The 16,456-nt window shown below is 60.1% G+C and carries 13 protein-coding genes; 5 read left to right on the forward strand and 8 right to left on the reverse strand.

From position 1 onward, the window contains the following. Positions 1-6: 6 nt before the first annotated feature. From BLQ92_RS27890 to BLQ92_RS27900, 3 genes are all read right to left on the reverse strand, one after another. Entirely contained in the window at positions 7-1,470 is a 1,464-nt protein-coding gene (locus BLQ92_RS27890) for a sensor histidine kinase (RefSeq protein ID WP_090689283.1), read from the reverse strand. A 292-nt stretch (positions 1,471-1,762) separates the two neighbouring features. Next, positions 1,763-2,908 (reverse strand): porin, encoded by a 1,146-nt coding sequence (locus tag BLQ92_RS27895; protein WP_090689287.1) that lies wholly within the window; start codon positions 2,906-2,908, stop codon positions 1,763-1,765. 369 nt (positions 2,909-3,277) lie between these two features. Then, complete coding sequence (locus BLQ92_RS27900) at positions 3,278-3,589, reverse strand: DUF4148 domain-containing protein (protein WP_090689290.1); 312 nt, start codon at positions 3,587-3,589, stop codon at positions 3,278-3,280. 505 nt (positions 3,590-4,094) lie between these two features. On the opposite strand from BLQ92_RS27900, the gene BLQ92_RS27905 reads away from it, so the two are divergent. Further along, positions 4,095-5,204, forward strand: coding sequence for a porin (locus tag BLQ92_RS27905; protein WP_175772948.1), 1,110 nt, complete (start codon positions 4,095-4,097; stop codon positions 5,202-5,204). A 101-nt stretch (positions 5,205-5,305) separates the two neighbouring features. On the opposite strand, the gene BLQ92_RS27910 is transcribed toward BLQ92_RS27905, so the two are convergent. Further along, a complete protein-coding gene (locus tag BLQ92_RS27910) occupies positions 5,306-5,608 on the reverse strand; it encodes a hypothetical protein (protein ID WP_090689296.1) in 303 nt (100 codons plus the stop codon). Between the two features lie 414 nt (positions 5,609-6,022). On the opposite strand from BLQ92_RS27910, the gene BLQ92_RS27915 reads away from it, so the two are divergent. The 3 genes from BLQ92_RS27915 to BLQ92_RS27925 all read left to right on the forward strand — a co-directional run bounded on the left by BLQ92_RS27915 (position 6,023) and on the right by BLQ92_RS27925 (position 9,588). After that, a complete protein-coding gene (locus tag BLQ92_RS27915; RefSeq protein WP_090689299.1) occupies positions 6,023-8,038 on the forward strand; it encodes a bifunctional DedA family/phosphatase PAP2 family protein in 2,016 nt (671 codons plus the stop codon). A 119-nt stretch (positions 8,039-8,157) separates the two neighbouring features. After that, the gene (locus tag BLQ92_RS27920) at positions 8,158-9,195 is read left to right on the forward strand and encodes a VTT domain-containing protein (RefSeq protein ID WP_090689302.1); all 1,038 of its coding nucleotides are present in this window, start codon (positions 8,158-8,160) and stop codon (positions 9,193-9,195) included. A gap of 189 nt (positions 9,196-9,384) precedes the next feature. Then, the gene (locus tag BLQ92_RS27925) at positions 9,385-9,588 is read left to right on the forward strand and encodes a cold-shock protein (protein ID WP_090689305.1); all 204 of its coding nucleotides are present in this window, start codon (positions 9,385-9,387) and stop codon (positions 9,586-9,588) included. A gap of 81 nt (positions 9,589-9,669) precedes the next feature. On the opposite strand, the gene BLQ92_RS27930 is transcribed toward BLQ92_RS27925, so the two are convergent. Continuing rightward, positions 9,670-10,290, reverse strand: coding sequence for an H-NS histone family protein (locus BLQ92_RS27930; RefSeq protein ID WP_090689307.1), 621 nt, complete (start codon positions 10,288-10,290; stop codon positions 9,670-9,672). A gap of 186 nt (positions 10,291-10,476) precedes the next feature. Further along, the gene (locus tag BLQ92_RS27935) at positions 10,477-11,418 is read right to left on the reverse strand and encodes a LysR substrate-binding domain-containing protein (protein WP_090689310.1); all 942 of its coding nucleotides are present in this window, start codon (positions 11,416-11,418) and stop codon (positions 10,477-10,479) included. Between the two features lie 493 nt (positions 11,419-11,911). Here BLQ92_RS27935 and BLQ92_RS27940 point away from each other — a divergent pair, with 493 nt between their 5' ends. After that, a complete protein-coding gene (locus BLQ92_RS27940) occupies positions 11,912-13,498 on the forward strand; it encodes an inorganic phosphate transporter (protein WP_090689313.1) in 1,587 nt (528 codons plus the stop codon). 19 nt (positions 13,499-13,517) lie between these two features. Here the strand turns inward: BLQ92_RS27940 and BLQ92_RS27945 are convergent, their stop codons facing one another. Both BLQ92_RS27945 and ppk2 read right to left on the reverse strand, forming a co-directional pair. Beyond that, the gene (locus BLQ92_RS27945; protein WP_090689317.1) at positions 13,518-15,131 is read right to left on the reverse strand and encodes a Fic family protein; all 1,614 of its coding nucleotides are present in this window, start codon (positions 15,129-15,131) and stop codon (positions 13,518-13,520) included. A 238-nt stretch (positions 15,132-15,369) separates the two neighbouring features. After that, complete coding sequence (ppk2, locus tag BLQ92_RS27950; protein WP_090689320.1) at positions 15,370-16,296, reverse strand: polyphosphate kinase 2; 927 nt, start codon at positions 16,294-16,296, stop codon at positions 15,370-15,372. Positions 16,297-16,456: the final 160 nt, after the last annotated feature.

Genomic DNA, 16,456 nt, shown 5'->3' on the forward strand with positions numbered 1-16,456 from the left:
TATGACCTACTGGAGGTTGTGTGGCCAGCAATCGATTGTGATGATGGTTCCGCGATCTTCGCCACCAATGCGCAGCTCGAAGTCGTGCAGCCGGACGATAGCCGAGACAATGCCCAGTCCAAGACCGGTGCCCGGCACGTGGCGCGTCTGTTCGACGCGATAGAAGCGGTTGAGCACCGCATTGCGCTCGCTCACGGGAATGCCCGGTCCGTTGTCGGCGATCACCAGTTGCGGCCCTGCACGCCCTGCGTACAGTTCGACGCTGACGTCGCCGCCATGCGGGGCAAACTTGATCGCATTGTCGAGCAGGTTGCTGAACGCCTCGAACAGCAAGGCGCGGTCCGCATGAACCGGTTGGCACGCTTCGATGCGCGACACCAGCGTGACGACCTTTTCCTCGGCAAGCGGCTGATACAGGTCACAGAGTTCCTCGACGAGCGTCTGCAGCGAGACCACATCGAAGCCACTACGCCGTTGCAATGCGCCGATTTCCGAAATACGCAGCATCGCGCCGAAGCGCTCGAGAATCGAATCGGCTTCCACCCGGGCATTGGCAAGCAACGCGTTAGCCGGCTCATCGCCACCCGTGCGCACCCGTTCGGCGAGATTCGCCAGTTGCAGGCGCAAGCGTACCAGCGGCGTACGCAGATCGTGCGCAATGCCGTCGCACGCGCCCTTGACTTCGTTCATCAGGCGTTCGACTTCATCGAGCATGTGATTGACGAGGTGGCACAGCATGTCCAGTTCGTCGCGCCCGCCGATCGGCAGGCGTTGCGCGAGATCACCGTTGGCGATGCGCGTGGTAACGCGCCGCATGGCCGTAACACGGCGCATCTGGCGCAGGCTGAGCAGCAGGCCGGTCGCAAGACTGAGGACGAGGCACAGCACGCCGCCGCCGATCAGCGCCTTGGTCAGTTCCTCGCGCACGTGACGCACGTCGGCGAGGCTGCGGCCAATGACCAGCTTGACGCCGTTGTCGCGCGTCTCTCCCATGACCCGCACTGTGGGCATTGAAGGGTTCTGCGCCAGCACCAGCGTGCGACCGGTTGACGAACTATGCGATTCACCCGCCTGGTCGAGCTTAAGCCCCGGCGGCATGGCGACAATGTCTCCTGCGAGACGGTGTCCATCTGGTGCGAACAGGCCGTAGTAGTTCGAGTGCCGGTTCTCGCGTTCGAGCCGGCGGCCGATCACGGGCGCCACCTGATCGTCGCTTTTCGAATCGAAATAGCGCATCTGCCAGCGAATCCCACTGTCGGCCTCGCGCTCCATCGCGGCGCCCACCGAATACTCGAGAAAACCCAACAAGGCCATGAAACACAGCGAAAAAACTGCGGCGTAGGCCGAGAGCCATCTAAAGGTGGTCGTATGCCAGCGCTGGCCCGATCGGTGCGTTGAAGGCGTACTCTGCGTGTCCGAGGAGATCGCCGTTCCCCGTACTTTGCCAAATTCCAGAGCGGACACAGTCATCGGCTCCTCGCTTATTGATTCATTGAGAACGTGAGCCTAATCGGCTTAGTGTCGGCATCATAGCCCTGCATGAATAAATACCAGACCGCACAAACATGAAAAACCGGTCACTTTGATATGGGTTGGATGAAACATCAAGACATGTTCTTTACGGCTAGCCTTCTTAGCTATCTTCAACAGAAATAAAGCGACGACGCTACGGCGAAATAGTCGCTAAAACGCACAACAATTGAAAAAGCACGGGCCGGAATCCGGCCCGTGCTTTCGCTGCTAAAGCTAACGTGCTTTTCTTTTAGAAGCGATGCATCATCGCGATGCGATACACCATCTGATTGCAGCTCGACGACTGGCTCGGCGAACCCAGAATGTTCGCATAGTCGAAGTCCTGGCCGGTCTTGCCATCCGCGTGCTGGTAAGCCCCCTGCACGTACACCGAGGTGCGTGCGCTCAGGTCGTAGTCAAGCATGAGCGACACCTGATTCCAGTTCGGATCCGAGCTGCCCGTCACCGTGGAAACGTGAGCACGGGTGAACGTGTACGCTGCGCCGAGCCAGAAATCATGCGCAAAGAAGTACTGGCCGTTAACTTCGAAATTGTCGAACTTCCACGAGTCTTGCGTCCCAGCCGCCGGTTGCGTAGCGAAATAGGCGTTGTACGTCGGGTTATAGATGTCGACGTGCGAATACGCCAGCGAGACAATCGCCTTGTCGGCGAACTTGTACGATACGCCCGCGTCGATATTCTGCTGCGAGGTTCCCATAAACACCACCGTCGCGCTCGGCGCCGCACCGCCGCCCGTGGAGCCGCCGTTGTTGGTCTTCATATACGCCACAGCCGCGGAAAGCGGACCCATCTGATACTGGACGGCCGCGCTGTACATGCGGTTATCGGCAAAGCCGCCAGCCTCGTTGCTAAAGCCGTACATGGCCTCGCCGGTGAAGCCTGCCACGGTCGGCGAAACGTACTTGACCGAGTTCTGGATGCGGTAGTCCCAGTCCGCGTTGTCGTTGTCGTACGGGTGCGAGCCGAGATCGCCTTCCCAGTTGCCGGCTGCGGTGTAGCCGCTCCACATGTCGATGGTCGGATCGTACTGGCGCCCCATCGTGAACGTGCCGTACTGCGCCGACGACAAGCCAACATAAGCCTGACGGCCGAACAGCAGACCACCTTGACCCATCGTTCCGGTATTGGTGTTAAAGCCGTTTTCCAACTGGAAGATGGCCTTCATGCCGCCACCCAGGTCTTCGCTGCCTTTCAGGCCGAAGCGGCTGCCGGCCGTGTCGCCACTCACCATCTGGTAGCTCCGGTTGCCGCCCGCGTTGGTGGTGAAGTCAAGACCCTCGTCGATAATGCCGTAGAGCGTGACACTGTTCTGAGCATGCGCGACATTGCACAGCGCGACTGCGGACAACAGTCCGGCCAAACACGTTTTCTTCATTTGCCTTGTACCTGATGAGTAAAGTAGAGGGATCTGCCCTTTTCGTCTGTGCACTTCCATGTGCACTTGTGCGCTCTGCGGCGCCGCGCCGCTATGTGTGCGGCGGCAAGATAAAAGTGCAAGCGAAGTTTAAGGAGCCAGCCTCTTTTACGAGAGCGGTACAAACGAAACTCAGTCTTTCAACAAGTGCAAGTACGAAACGCGGACCCGCAAGCGCCTTTAGCGATGCGGTCCCGCGTTTCTGTTTGGAAAAAAATGGCTGGTTTTGCGGCCGGAAAGTGTCGTAATGGAACGACAGCGCCACCGCTCAAAACACTCTGCAGGGGCGCTTGCCGGGTACTGGTGGTATGCGCAGCCTCATGCCGATCGTCAAGGATTGGCCGAGTAGGGAATCTTCGCCATGCTATTCGGTGCAACACAATCCTGCCGGTATTGCGCACGCAGTTTCTTTTCGGCACGCATGATGTCGCTCGGGTAGTCGATATCGTTACTATTGGGTTGATAACCGACCGCCTCCAGTTCCGCGAGTTCGGTCATCAACTGTTTGTGCGTGACCTCGGCTTTCAGCCGTTTGAAGGGATAGTCGTTGCATTGCTGCGGGGTGAGGCCCGATGACGCCCAGCCGGCGGCGCTCGCGGTAAGAAGAACGGTGGCTGCAATTGCCTTTGCGAAAGTCTTCATTTTTGCTCTCCAAGGTTAGAGCCATTAAGCAGGCTTAACGCGAGAAGGAAGTTGTTTTAGTTAACCTGCCAATCAAGGCCCTGCGACTCAACGGTAGGCCGCTTGAGCGAAAAACGCACTTTCGCGAAGATGAAGATTGGTTCACGCATCTGCCTTTACGGCTGCCTACGTGCCTCGAATCAGCCGCCCAACGCTGCTTGCACAACACCCTGCGCCGGCTGCAATTCTGCCTTTCAATATTTGCGTTGCGTAAAGCGAACAGCGTGACCGACAAAGCCGGACGCAGTGCGTAACCTCCTCCCACGATATGTGTCACCTATAACAAGCACAGATCCGGCACACCGGCCCAAAGCAACGGACCCACGTAGCCGGACACGATCGACAACAGCCCCTCGCGGCAACAGCTCGTGTTCAACGACCACGCCCGGTTTCAGGCCGATGATCAAACATCTGCCTATTTCGTTGTACTAATGCTGTATTACTTTTGATTGAGGTGGAGGAGATGATTAAAAAATCCTTGCTCGCGCTGGCGATGTTGACAGCAGGCACCGTCGCGCATGCTCAGAGCAGCGTGACCTTGTACGGGCGCATCGATGCCGGTGTCGAGTATATGAGCGGCGTGCCGAACGCCGGTTACACCGGGTCGACCTCGCGGTGGCGCGCCGAAAGCGGCGACTGGGGCACGAGCCTCTGGGGCTTGAAGGGTGTGGAAGACCTCGGTGGAGGCAACAAGGCACTGTTCCAACTGGAAGGCAGCTTCGACACGATGAACGGCAATGGGCCGCCGGCTGGCGGACTATTCAACCGGTGGGCAACCGTCGGTTTGTCCAACGATCAGTTCGGCACCCTTCTGCTCGGACGTGAACTGTTTATCGCCAATGGTGTGTGGGACTTCGATCCGTTCGGCCAGTCGAACTGGTCGTCGGCCTCGCTGGTGCGCGGGCGCAATTGGCCGTACTCGAGCAACAACGTTTCCTATCAGTCGCCCAAGGTGGCCGGTTTCGACCTGTACGGCCAGTATTCGCTCTCGAATGCGACCAATTGGAACGGCAACGGCACCACCACGCAAGGACGCGAAGACGGGCTTCAGCTCACCTACACTAACGCCTTGTTTCAGTTGCGCGGTATGTATGACGAGATCCGCGATCCATTGAACGGCGCGCTGGACAACCCGTTCACGGCCTCACGCGAATACTTTGCCGGCGCCAATTTATTCCTCGGGCAGTTCAAGCTTCAGGCGGTCTATCAGGCCTCGCGTACCTCGGGTATGACCAATACGCCGGTTGGTTCACCTACCACGACGACCCAGGAATGGGGAGGCGTGACGTGGCAGGCTACGCCGGCCGCCGCACTGATTGCGGCGGTGTATCACGTCAATGCCAACAATGGCGGCGGCAATGCCAACATCTTCACGGTCGGCGGCTCGTATAACCTGACCAAGCGCACGCTACTGGATATTCAGATCGCGACGGCACGCAACAGCAGCACCGCCAACTTTGGTCTTGAAGCCAACAACGAAGGCCCCGGCGGCGGCACCTCGTCCAACTATGACGACAATCCGCTGTACGGCCATAGTCAGACGGGCGTATACGCCGGTATTCAGCACTCCTTCTAATCGCTCAATCTATCCGGGATCGTAGTTGCCTCGAGTTTTCACGCTGCTGTGAGAGGCGCGTCGCGGTGCAATGCCAGGCTTGGCATTGCACCGCTTTTTTGTCACCGTCCGCGAAAAATGTTGCACTGCGACCCCGGCGCACAACGGGGGCCGCCCGACTCGCCCGTGAAATCAACCGTGCCGCCATACGAGACGTTGCTGATGGCGCGCGCCGGCAGGTTGCCGGCTTGACCGGGTTCGGTATACGACATGTCCGTCGCATCTTGCGCGGACTCGTCTGCGTTTTGCTCGAGAATCGCGCGGCCGCGCGGTTGCGTGTTGGTCTGGACATCCTGTCCGTTCGCGAGCGCAGTTGCCAGAAGCAGCCCTACGCCAGCCAACGTCACTGCGAAAAGTGATTTCATCTCGACACTCCTTGCACGCAAGCGCGATGGACCCGCATGGTCCGCTCTTGCGCACTCCCTTCGCGCCACCTAAGTAACGACTCCACTCGCTCATCCTGTTGCCGGAAGGAATCGTGCAGCGCACCAAAAGCATCGTCCGGACCGGCCGCACCCGGCCCCCGGCGCAGAGAATGAGCGTGCTGCACCTCCGTTATAGGTCAAGTTCGCAAGACGTCAACAGTGCGCCCGCGCGGCGTCCGGCGGCGCCGGCGACGGCCGGCCAGCCCGCCGTGGTGGCGCTTGACGGCTGCCCGAAAGCAATATGCCGGCCGCATGCCCGGACACGGCATACGGCCTGCTGAGGTTATATTTCGACATGGCGCGAATTCCCGCTCGCGCCCTTCACCCCATAGCGCCGAACTGCCGGAGAGGTAGATGGAGCAAGCGTATATTCACCTGTTACACCTGCTCGGCGGCCACGCGGGATGGACGCTGGCAGTGGTGTTCCTGGCGGCCTTCCTGGAGTCGGTCGCAGTCATTGGCACGTTCGTTCCGGGCAGCACAGCCATGTTTCTCGCCGGAGCGCTGGTCGGCACCGGCTCGCTGAATCTCGGCTGGCTGTTCGTCTGCGCGCTCGCGGGAGCCGTCGCCGGCGACGGCCTCAGTTATTGGCTAGGCCATCGCTACCGCAGCAGAATCGCCCAGCTTTGGCCGTTCTCCACGCATCCGCAGATTCTCGAGGCCGGGTACCGCTATTTCGCGCAGCATGGCGCGCGCAGCGTCGTGTTTGCCCGCTTCATTGCGCCGTTGCGAGCCATCGTGCCGGTCGTCGCCGGCATGCTCGGCATGAAGCCGGCGCGCTTCTATGCGATGAACGCTTTGTCAGCGCTCTTGTGGGCGCCGGCGCACATTCTTCCGGGCGTGGTGTTCGGCGCGTCGCTACAACTGGCGGGCGCGGTTTCGTTTCGTCTGGTCGCGGTCATCGCGATTCTGGCCGCGCTGGGCTGGCTCAGTTTTCGCGCAATGCGGGTGGTCCTGTCGCGCGCCCAGGCATGGACCATTGAGTCGCGCCGCAAGCTCTTTGCCTGGGCCTGCGGTCACAAGGGACGAACTGCGACCATCCTGCTGCAGGTGCTGGATCCCGAACGGCCGGCAATGGGCATCGTTGCCGCGATCTCGGTGCTGGTGCTGCTATTCGCGGCGATTTTCTTCGGCGTATTTCAGGGCGTCGCCAACGGCGACCCGCTGGTGCAGGTCGACATGTCCGTCTACCGCTTCCTGCAATCGATTCATTCCACCTGGGCCGACGCCGTGATATCGGGCCTCGCGACCTTAGGCAGCGTCCCGACACTGGCCGCTGTCGTCACAACCGTCATCGTCTGGATGGCGTATGAGCGGCGCTGGCTCGCCGTCGCCTACTGGCTCGCCGCCGTCGCCTTCTCGCAGCTGCTGATCTTCGCCATCCAGTTGATCGTGCGACGTGCACCGCCCGGTCACGCGGGCCTCGACGTCTATGCCTTTCCCAGCAATCACGTGGCGGCAAGCGCAATTGTCTATGGCTTTCTGGCGTTTCTGCTGGCGCGGCGGGTCGGCAAGGTACAGGGCATTCTGGTGACAACGATCAGCACCGCGATTGTCGTGGCCGTCGCGTTCGCCGGGCTTTACTTTGGGCGCTTTTCGTTCTCCGACGCCGTTGGCGGCGCGGCGTTCGCGGCCATCTGGGTCGCCGTCGTCGCCTTGACTGCCGTATGGCGCAACCCCAAGACACCCGCGTCGCGCGAGTTCATGCCGTTCGTGATGCTCGTCGTGATCTGCGCCAGCGCCACGCCGCAGATCTTGCTGAACCGGTCCGTCAGCGCGCCGGCGAACGAACCGCGCCCTCCACTGCACGTGGTCACGGAAGCGCAATGGACAGATACGCTATGGAAGACCTTTGCTTGCTACCGCTCCGACATGACCGGCGAACGGCGTGAACCGCTCACGGTGCAATGGGCGGCGAACCGCGAGCAAATCGAAGCTCAGTTGAGCAACCGGGGCTGGATTGAAGGCACCCAACTGTCGGTACGTTCGTTGCTGTATCTGGTCGCGCCCGACCCCATCGCCACCGCCTTGCCGGTTTTACCGAAGCTCGACAATGGCGAGCCATCTGCAATGGTGTTCATGCGCGCTCGCGATGCACGCGACGAACGCGACGTTCTGCGTTTCTGGCCAACCGGCTACGCGATACAACGCGCAAGCGGTGCGCCTGCCGCGCCAATCTGGCTCGGCTCGCTGGTGCACGAGCGGCTGCGGCGCCCCTCGTGGCCATTCAATGTGCTGCGTCCGGACCGGCAAGTCGATCCGCTGATCTCGGTGCAGGGACAAGCGAGCGCATGGCGCGAGCTCGAGGTGTCGAGCATTGCCGGATGCGAGGGCGCTCGCGTCACACTGATCGATTCGAACGTAAAATGAAGCCGTGCTGAGCCTTGGCCACGTGTTGCGAGCATAGACCCAGCACTCCACCAAGGCGGCCGGTAACGCACGTTCGCGAGCCCGTTATAAGCGTGAACAGGCCCTAAGGAGCATCGCAATTGATAGAGTTTCCGCAATCGGAGATTTCGACTTGGGGTGGCGGCGTCGTTTTTCTAAACGTTCTTCTAACCCGACTAGGCGTTCCCATCCCAGCTGTACCCGTTCTGCTGTTCGCCGGCTCCGCGATTGCCAGCGGCGCCCTGTCGTTCTGGTACGTGTTGCCGTTGGCTGTGTTGGGCGCGTTGATCGGCGACGGCATCTGGTTTGCGGCCGGACGCCTGTATGGCCACCGCTTGATTAGCGGCCTCTCGCGGCTTTCGATGTCCGTCGCCCAGCATGTGCGCACCACTCGCTCGTTATTCGAGCGCTTTGGAGCGCCGATTGTATCGGTGTCCAAATTCATTCCGGGTCTGGCGATTGCTACACCGCCCCTGATGGGCACGACGCGGGTCGACCCACGCATATTTATCGCCTGGGATGTGCTGGGCGCAGCAGCATGGGCCACGTTCTGGCTTCTCGGCGGGGCCCTGTTCGAGAAACAGCTCGGCATGTTCGTACTCGCTGTGCGCGCGCACGGCATGACTGTGATCGATCTGGTGCTGGCCGGGTCGCTTCTCTACTTTGTATTTCGCTGCATCCAGCGTTGGCGCTTCCGACGCTGGCTCAAGCAGGTTCAGATAACCCAGGAACAACTCGAGGCGATGCTGCGCACCGAGTCGCCTCCCATCATTCTGGATGCGCGCCCGGAGTCAGCATTGCTGGATGAGACGTATCGGATCCCCGGAGCGCAGCGGCTCGATGCGACTTCGCCGACGGACATCGAAGCGGCTTTGCCGGCCGCACATCGTGTGGTGTATTGCGTATGCCAGGATGATGCGACGGCCATGCGCATTACCCAGCATATGCGCCATCGAGGGTTTACGCGCATTCGCGCACTCAGAGGCGGACTCGATGCCTGGGCACGCCGCGGCTATGCGCTAGAGCCGCAGCCCAACCGGGCGCATGCAGCCACGCTTGCGGCCCGCGTGAAAAGCCTGCGCACCGAGACAGAAGCGGTGACGCTGCGCGGCGTCGCGCCACGCAGCGCAAAGGCGTGATTAGTTAGCCCTGCAGTCAATTTGCATCGTTTTAGCGTGTTTTTTACGCATTTTTTACGCGTTTGGGGGCGCACAGTAGCGGCCCTGGTTGTGGATTGTCATTTTCCTGTGGTAAAAAGCAACGTCGCATCTCGCCGACCTCGGCTAAGCGACACCAACACAACAGTCTTTTTTGGAAAATTCAGGAAAATGGCAACTGGTACAGTGAAGTGGTTTAACGATGCAAAGGGCTTTGGTTTCATTACGCCGGACGGCGGCGGTGAAGACCTGTTCGCGCATTTTTCTGAAGTCCAGGGAAGTGGCTTCAAATCGCTGCAAGAAAACCAGAAGGTCAGCTTCGAAGTGAAGCAAGGCCCGAAGGGTAAGCAAGCGGCAAACATCACGCCGATGTAATAAGCCGGAACTCACGTTCCGCAGCCTCATTGGCCCGCCTTGGCGGGCCAATGTCATTTCAGGGGCAACGAACCGATACCGTCAGGCCGCAGCGCTCGACGCCGCCTTTCCTGCCGCCGTCCTGGCCGCTGAAACTTTCTTCGCAACCGCTCTTTTCGTTACCGCCTTCTTCGTCGCCACTTTCTTCACTGCCGCCTTTTTAGTGGCGGGATGCTTCGTCGTAGCTTTCTTTGCTGTCGCTTTCTTAGCGACAACCGGCTTCGTCGCTTTCTTCACAGCGGTTTTCTTCGCGGACACCTTCTTTGCGGCCGTGGTCGTCTTGCTAGCGCCACTGCCATTCAGCGCAACCGCGGCGCTCTGGTCAATCAGGTAACGGGTCCGGTCTTTCACGTCTTTGATCCAGGCCGGTGGCCGGGCGTGACCGCTCCAGGTTGCGCCGGTTTTAGGATCCCTGTATTTCGGCGGCATCTTGCCTTTGGCGCTCGCGGCATGCTTGGCCACGCCATTGGTAAGACGGCGTCCAGCAACCTTCGCTTCGCGTTTGGCTTTAGCGCGCGCTTCGATGTCGGCAGTGGTTAAACCGTGCTTGATCATCAATTCGCGGATCTGGTCGACGGCCGCTTGCGCCCGTTTGGCAAGCAACGCTTCGGCTTGCGCCTGAAGTTTCTTCATACGTGCTTGAATTTGTTCGAGAGTGGCCATTACCGCCTCCTTATGTGTAGGTAATGGACGCACTATGCCATGAGCGGATGGCGGAACGCTATGGTTTCGCGCGCAAAGACGCATTAGATACCGGGTTTTATCGCCTCTATAGCCGTTGGCTCTGCAAATAAATCGAGTTCGTATGGATTCGACATGTCAATTAGCAGTCCACCACAACGCAAGCGCTCAATGACCGCTGATCAAGCGCTCTGGCGATGACGCCGACGGTTCCTGGTTACGCTCGGTCGACCACACCTCATGCTGCAGCCAATCGCGAAACAGAGCCAGTTGTGGCAAATCGCCCTGCTCAGGACGTGTCACCAGCCAATAAGATTGATGACCGTCGACATGCACGTTTAGCACCTGCACGAGTTCGCCAGTGGCCAGTTCGCGGGCAATCATATGGCGGTCAGCAATCGTAATGCCAAGACCGTCGACGGCGGCACGAATCGCCAGATCCAGCAGATCGAACTCATAGCCGCCACTGGTATCGACGCCCTCGATGCCGGCCGCCTTGAGCCAGTGCTGCCAGGTCAAATAGCGCTGATCGTCGCTCGCCAGCACGTGAAGCAGCGTGAACTGATTCAGGTCGATTTCCGCCTGCCCCGAATGCCGCGCGAGCAGCGCCGGCGAGCAAACGGCCACATGCCGCTCGCTCATCAGCAAGCGGTTGTCGAAGCCCTCCCATTCGCCGTCGCCGAAACGGATCGCACAATCGAGCACGCCCGATTCGGCAAGCTTGTCCTCGACGCGCGTCGACAGGCTCAGTTCGAGTTCCGGATGCTCCTCGCGCAGGCGCCCGAGGCGCGGCATCAGCCAGCGGCTGGTGAAGGTGGGTGGGGCGTTCAGACGCAGACGGTTCAGATGGGTCTTTTCCTGAATGCTGCGCACGGTGAGTTCGATCTTGTCGAACGACTGCTGCAGCGCCTGCAGCAGCAGCCGTCCCGCTGTGGAAAGTTCAAGGTGATGATGCCGGCGCTGCAGCAAGGATTCACCGAGCTGCTCTTCCAGCTGGCGCACTTGCCGGCTGACTGCGCTCTGCGTGACGTTAAGCAGCTCGGCAGCACGCGTAAAGCTGCCGGTGCGGCCAGCTACTTCAAAAGCTTTGAGCGCATTGAGCGCGGGCATTTTTCGTTTCAAGGGCGTCTCTGATCGAATGCGGCAAACCGGACGGTCATTTTACGCGTTCGCGGCCCGTGCCTTTCTTCGCTTGGGCTGCCACAGAATCCTGCAGCGGATCGGCGACTCTCTTAGATCGTACGCAGTCCGCAACGAATCGCAAGGTGGCATGACCGGCGTCCGGAGGTTCGAGCCAATGGTTGCGTATGCATCGATTTTCCCCGCAGCGGCCTAGTGGAAAGCCCCGGCGCATTGCGCGAGAGGTGCGCTTTACTCATATCAATGCCTGACACGAACATACCAGCCGCCATGGAAAACCTTACCGCCACAATCGCATACTAGTCGCCGGCAGTATGCGTTTTGACGATGGCACAGGCCCGCCAGGCAAGGCGCAAGCCTTTCAATCAGATGAAAAGGGCCCGAAAGACATATATTTGTCACGCTTTCGACATGTTGATGAACCAGCATGAAAAGTTGACGCGACCACCTTGGGGAACACGCCATGCCGGAACTTTCGTACCCGCAGACGACCGCCGCCAACGCTCGAAGCCGCAGCATTGGTCTGATCATTTTCGTGCTTGTGATCGGCATAGGGGCGGTATATTGCGCCGTACATCTAGTTAGCGATTTGCAGTCGGTTCAGAGACTCGCCTTTCTCCCCTATCTGTTGCTCGGCTTCGCGTTGTTGATTGCGCTCGGCTTCGAGTTCGTCAACGGCTTTCACGATACGGCGAATGCGGTTGCCACTGTCATCTACACGCATTCGCTAACGCCGAATCTCGCGGTCATCTGGTCCGGCACGTGGAACTTCCTCGGCGTACTGACCTCGACTGGCGCGGTCGCGTTCGGCGTGCTGCAGCTTCTGCCGGTCGAACTGATTCTGCAAGTCGGCAGCAGCGCCGGCTTTGCCATGGTATTCGCCCTGCTGATTGCCGCCATCATCTGGAATCTCGGCACGTGGTACTTCGGCTTGCCGTCCTCGAGTTCGCACACGCTGGTGGGATCGATTATCGGCGTGGGCCTGATGAATCAGTTGATGCATGGCGCCAATGGCACCAGCGGTGTGGACTGGAATCAGGCGCTGGGCGTCGGCAAGTCGCTGCTGTTCTCGCCGATCGTCGGCTTCCTGCTCTCGGGCTTGTTGCTGCTCGTACTGAAAGCCGTCGTGCGCGTGCCAGCCCTGTACGCCGAACCGAAGGGCGCCGAGCCGCCGCCGTTCTGGATCCGCAGCCTGCTGATCCTGACCTGCACGGGGGTCTCGTTCGCGCACGGTTCAAATGACGGCCAGAAGGGCATGGGGCTCATCATGCTGATCCTGATCGGTACAGTGCCGACCGCGTATGCCCTGAACAAGGCCGTTACGCCCACTGAAACGCAAACCTTCGTGGCGGTATCGCAGCAGGCCGCCGCGACGTTCGGCAAATACACCAACGGTGCGCCACCCTCGGCGCATCCGCGCACCGTCGTCGAAGCCTATGTGCGTACCCGCCAGTTGACGCCCGATACGCTGCCGGCGCTCCAGCAACTCACCGATCAGATCGGCCACCAGGTCGGCGAGTCCGGCTCGATGGCAGGCGTGCCGCAGGATATCGTCGATAACGTACGCAACAACATGTATGTGGTCTCCGAGGCCGTTCGCCTGATGGAGAAAGCCAAGCAGCCCGCCTTCGCGCCGGACGACGAGAAGGTAATCGACAACTTCAAGAAGCAGGTCGATCACGCAACCAAGTTCATCCCGACTTGGGTCAAGGTCGCGGTGGCGATCGCCCTGGGACTGGGGACGATGGTCGGCTGGAAGCGCATTGTCGTGACGGTCGGCGAGAAAATCGGCAAGCAGCATCTGACCTACGGACAAGGCGCCTCGGCGGAATTGGTGGCGATGGTGACAATCGGTATGGCTGACGTCTACGGTCTGCCGGTCTCGACCACCCACGTGCTATCGTCGGGCGTGGCCGGCACGATGGCGGCCAATGGCTCAGGTCTGCAATGGAGTACCGTGCGCAGCCTGCTGCTGGCGTGGGTCCTGACGCTGCCTGCGTCAATCGCACTGGCGGCGGGGTTGTACTGGACGTTCCTGCACGTGTTTTGAGGGAAGGGGACAAGACAGGTCAAGGCGCCACCGATGGCGGCGCCGTCCAGCTCCCCGACTCCGGCCGCTGGGTGATACGTTCGACAGGCTCGGCGGCCTGCAGAGACACCAGCCCGCTAATCAGCTCGGCGAAAGGCCTGATGTTCCCGTAGGTGCTGGCTTGCTCAAGCGCGGCGAGATAGGCGCTACGCGACTGCACCGTTACGATGGTCCACGGATATCCACCCGTCGTGAGCATGTAGTTCATCAAGAAGCGGCTAAGACGCCCGTTGCCGTCCATATACGGATGGATGAACACGAAGATGAAGTGCCCGAGCACAGCTCTCACTGCCGGGTGCTCCTCGGCCTCCAGCAAGTCCATCAGTGCAGGCATGCAATCGCGCACCGCCTCCGGCGCCGGTGGCACATGCAGTGCATTGCGGATAAAGACCGGATTGCTGCGATATCCAGCCAAATCTCCGGCTTTGAGAATACCGGCCGTGACGCTCGGTGAGAACAGCGTCACGTACCACTGGAAGAAATCGCTTCTGAAAGCGCTAGCCGGTTTCAATTCATCCGACACGACGCGTCCAATCAGAGCACTCACACGCTTGTGCGTCTCGGCATAGCCCTTGGCTGCCATCGCGTCACGCGCGTTGCGGTCCTCCCGGTTCGTCAACGGACTCCATGCCCCGTTGCGAACTTTCTCGATGAGTTCAGCGCTGACACGATAGCCTTCGATGGACAGCGAGTGATAGGCGTCGGCGATGTAGCGCGCCGCGATATCGGAAAGCAATGCCTCTGCAGGAATAGGCGCGCGCCGAGGGGCGTCTGCAAAGCGCGTGATGACTTCGTCGCGCATGCCGGACCACATTACCTGAATACGTTGTACGTAAGGCGACTCGTTCGCGCGGCCAGCGATTTGCGTCAACAGCCGCTGGAAAGGATTGCTTTCCGTGATGACGTAGCCAGCCGCCTGCATGGTACCGGCCAGTTGCTCCGCATCATCCTGGCGCCCGACGGCTCTAAGCGCGCCGACGAGGCGCCCCGCCACGACGCTGTTGCCGCCCTCGAGCAAGCGTGCGGTTAGGGTACTGATATCGACCCGGCGCATCGCGATTTGCGCGGCCAGTTCGTGTTGAGTAAAGAAGGTAGGACTCGAACGAATCAGCGCCTCGGGGAGCGGCATCAACAGGAGACCGCTCTCGCTCGGTGCACGTCCTGGCACAAGCATGTCTGGACTGACGCGGTAGAGAAAGAGTGAGCATCCGTGCGGCAGCTCTTGCAGTTGGTTGTTCGCCTTGGGCGACTGCAGTTGAAGTTGTTTGCTGATGCTGGTATGCCCACTGTGCTTGAGCAGCGACAGTTCGGCACTCAGTTGCCACTCATTGCCGAAGCGCGAGGTTGCGTAAGCGGCAACGAACGCCTCCATGTTGGAGTACCAGTGTGTGGAATCCCCGTCACCATCCTCGGGATTGTTGGGCAGGTACCACCCTCTGATGACCTGCTTCAGGAAGCCAGCCCTGACAAGACGCTCCTGATGAACACGCGTCAGGGTGGGAAGGACCGAAGTCTGAAAGACCGCGATGTGTTGATCCTGGAGGGCTTTGAGCACCTGAAGGGAGTCGGCGAGTTTTTCGTGAGGGGTTGCCAAGGCAGTCTCCGGCGGTCGCCCGACCGTTACACTAGTTTAGTGCTGTACTATATCACTAGTTTAATGTCTTACCATCTCACTAGTTTAGTGCTTTGTCATTTCACTAGTTTAGTGCTTCGCGATCTCACTAGTTTCCTGCTCCACTCAATAAAAAGCCCGGCAAGTCAATGACTTGCCGGGCTTTTTAACGCTACTCAGGTGGTCCCAACAACCCTCGTTTCCCGCTCCATTCACTGCGTCAATACACTTCCGGCACGATCATATTGGCGGGCACCGGCTGACGGATGTATTCGGTGTTGTACACCCGTTCCGGCAGCGTGATGAGCGGATGCTCGACCTCGTGGTACGGTACCTGGCTCAGCAGATGGTGGATACAGTTCAGCCGCGCGCGCTTCTTGTCGACCGCCTGCACCACCCACCACGGCGCCTCGGGAATATGCGAGCGCTGCAGCATCACTTCCTTCGCATGCGTGTAAGCCTCCCAGCGGCGCCGGCTCTCCAGGTCCATCGGGCTCAACTTCCACTGCTTGAGCGGATCGTGGATACGGGTCTGGAAGCGAATCTCCTGCTCTTCGTCGGTAATCGAGAACCAGTATTTGAGAATCTGCACGCCGCTACGCACGAGCATCTTCTCGAACTCCGGCACTGAGCGGAAAAACTCCTCGTACTCTGCATCCGTGCAGAAATTCATCACACGCTCGACGCCCGCGCGGTTGTACCAGCTACGGTCGAACAGCACCATCTCGCCGCCCGCCGGCAGATGCGTGGCGTAGCGCTGAAAGTACCATTGCGTGCGCTCACGATTGTTAGGCGCCGGCAAGGCCGCCACCCGGCACACGCGCGGATTGAGACGCTGCGTGATGCGCTTGATCGCGCCGCCCTTGCCTGCCGCGTCGCGTCCCTCGAAGATCACCACCAGCCGGTGTCCAGTGGCGACGATCCAGTCCTGCAGCTTGACCAGCTCGCCCTGCAGGCGAAACAGCTCGCGGAAGTACTTCTTGCGCGCCTCGCGATGCTCGGCCGAGAAGCCCGCCTCGCCGTCGCTGATGCGGTCGTCCACTTCCATTTCGAGTTCTTCGTCGTACGCATCGATGAGATCCTCTTCAAAACGACGTTGCCGTTCGGCCATCGATGCCATATCGGCTCTCGGATCCTGTTCTTTCATCGCGACTCTCCTGGAAACTGGAATGGTTAAGCACGCCGCGCAGAGCGCTGCGGCAACCGCCCGATTATCGACGCTTGAGGTGTCACTGTTATTACTTTGGGGCGGTATGGACTCGCGCCTGGGCAAAGCGTGGCAACCTCGCTCATGCCTTTGCGCCGGC

This window comes from Paraburkholderia phenazinium (genome assembly GCF_900100735.1).
Classification (GTDB): Bacteria; Pseudomonadota; Gammaproteobacteria; order Burkholderiales; family Burkholderiaceae; genus Paraburkholderia; species Paraburkholderia phenazinia.